This is a genomic window from Micrococcus sp. APC 4021 (genome assembly GCF_030407635.1).
Taxonomy (GTDB): Bacteria; Actinomycetota; Actinomycetes; order Actinomycetales; family Micrococcaceae; genus Micrococcus; species Micrococcus luteus.
The window spans coordinates 1-2,178 of the sequence record NZ_JASDCZ010000194.1; the positions used below are offsets into that span (position 1 = coordinate 1).

At 74.0% G+C, this 2,178-nt stretch carries 3 protein-coding genes; all 3 read left to right on the forward strand.

Annotated elements, in window-relative coordinates; all coding sequences use genetic code 11:
* The first annotated feature begins 96 nt into the window (after positions 1–96).
* Positions 97–891: a DUF3662 and FHA domain-containing protein gene (locus QL983_RS11055; protein ID WP_290153005.1), complete on the forward strand. Its 795-nt coding sequence runs from the start codon at positions 97–99 to the stop codon at positions 889–891.
* Positions 888–1,448, forward strand: coding sequence for an FHA domain-containing protein (locus QL983_RS11060; protein WP_002858202.1), 561 nt, complete (start codon positions 888–890; stop codon positions 1,446–1,448). Before QL983_RS11055 ends, QL983_RS11060 begins: the two co-directional genes overlap by 4 nt.
* 3 nt (positions 1,449–1,451) lie before the next feature.
* On the forward strand, positions 1,452–2,178 hold a 727-nt coding region (locus QL983_RS11065), incomplete at its 3' end, for a PP2C family serine/threonine-protein phosphatase (RefSeq protein ID WP_290153008.1).

The following is a 2,178-nucleotide window of genomic DNA, read 5'->3' on the forward strand; positions in this document are numbered from 1 at the left end:
CACCCGCGCTCCACCCCGCAGAATGCCGCTGTTCTCGGCGGTCTCCCAGCCCGGCCCGTAGTATCGGGACGGACAACTGTGGAAAGGAGCCCCGTCGTGGGACTTCTGGACAACCTCGAACGCGGCCTCGAGCGGGTCGTGCGCTCGGCCTTCTCGGCCGGCGGTCCGCGGGCGGTCAAGCCGGTGGAGATCGCCTCGGCCCTGCGGCAGGCGATGGACGACGAGTCTCTCGCCCTGTCGGAGGGCCACACGGTCGCGCCCAACAGCTACGTGGTCCACTTCTCCCCCGCCGACTTCGAGCGCGCCCGCTCGTGGGGGTCCACCCTCGCCAGCGAGCTGTGCGATGAGGTCATCCGCCACGCCGACTCCCAGGGCTATGCACTGCCCGGCACGGTCCGGGTCGCCTTCCACCCGGACGCGGACGTGCGCGCCGGGGACCTGCGCGTGGTCACCCGCCTGGACGACGGCTCGCTCACCGCCCCGGCCCCCCACGACGACGGCGCCTCGCCCGCCACCGCCCACGGCCCGGGAGCCTCCGCCGCGACGCCGGACCGACTGGTCGAGGACCTGCCGGCGGCCGCGCCCCGCGAGCCCGCCGGCCCGGCCCTCGAGCTGGACGGCCGCATGCTCCCCCTGGACGGGGACGACCTCATCCTCGGCCGCTCGGCCGAGCGTGCCGACCTCGTGATCCCGGACTCCTCGGTGTCCCGCGAGCACCTGCGCCTGCTCACCGTCGGCTCCACGGTCACGCTCCTGGACCTGGGCAGCCGCAACGGCGTGCTCGTCAACGGCCGCCGCGTGGACGGCTCCGTCACCCTGCGCGACGGGGACGTGGTGACCGTCGGCCAGACCGAGCTGCTGTTCTTCGGCGGGACGGGGGGCCGCGCATGAGCGAGCTCGCCGTCGCCGTGCTCCGCATGGGCCTGCTGCTGGCCCTGTGGGTGCTGATCATCTCCATCGTCATGGCGCAGGGCCGCGACCTCGTGGTCGGCCGGCGCAACAAGACGCGCCTCCAGCAGGCCCAGCGCGACGCCGGCCTGGTCACCGCGGCGCCCGCGGCCGGGGTCGCCGGGGCGGGCTCGTCCGCGGTCGACCGACCCGCGCCCGCGTCGACGCCGGCCCCCGCCGCGTCCGCGCCGACGACGCCGGCCCCGCGGCTGTCCCGGACCCTGCGGGTGGTCGAGGGCCCGAAGGCCGGGCAGACCATCGCCCTGGAGGGCCGTCCCCTGCTGATGGGCCGCGCCCAGGACGCCGACCTGGTGCTCGTGGACGACTACGCCTCCGGCCGCCACGCCCGGCTGTTCCCGCAGGGCACCCGCTGGTTCCTCGAGGACCTCGGCTCCACGAACGGCACCTACGTGAACGGCGCCCCCGTCACCCGCGCGCTGCCCGTGGGCCCCGGCACGGCCATCCGCATCGGCAAGACCGTCATGGAGCTCGAGGCCTGACCCATGACCCTCGTCCTCCGCTACGCCGCCCGCTCCGACGTCGGCCGCGTCCGTGCCAAGAACGACGACTCCGCCTACGTGGGCCGTCATCTGGCCGTGCTCGCGGACGGCATGGGCGGGCACGTGGGCGGCGACGTGGCAAGCGCGTCCACGGTGCTGGATCTGGCCCCGCTGGATGCGGTGGGCTACGAGGACCCGGCCACGGTGCTGCCGGACGAGATCCAGAACGCCAACCTGATCCTCAACGAGCTGGTGCACGCCAACCCCAAGCTCGCCGGCATGGGCACCACGTGCACCGCCGGCCTGCTCGCGGGGACCACGCTGCACATCGCGCACATCGGCGACTCCCGTGCCTACCGGCTCGCGGACGGCGAGTTCTCCCAGGTCACCACGGACCACACGTTCGTGCAGAAGCTCGTCGACGAGGGGCGCCTCGAGGCCGGGGAGGCCCCGTTCCACCCGAACAAGAACGTGCTCATGCGCGTGCTCGGCGACGTGGACGCCTCCCCCGAGCTGGACGTGTTCGAGGTGCCCGTCGCCCCCGGAGAACGGTGGCTGTTCTGCTCGGACGGCCTCACGGACGTGGTCCCCCCCGAGAAGATCCACGAGGTGCTGCGGGACTCGGAGGCTCTCAACCAGGCCGTCGACACCCTCGTGGACCTCACCCTCAAGGGCGGCGCCCCGGACAACGTCACCGTGGTGGCGTTCGAGATCGCGGAGGGCACGGCGG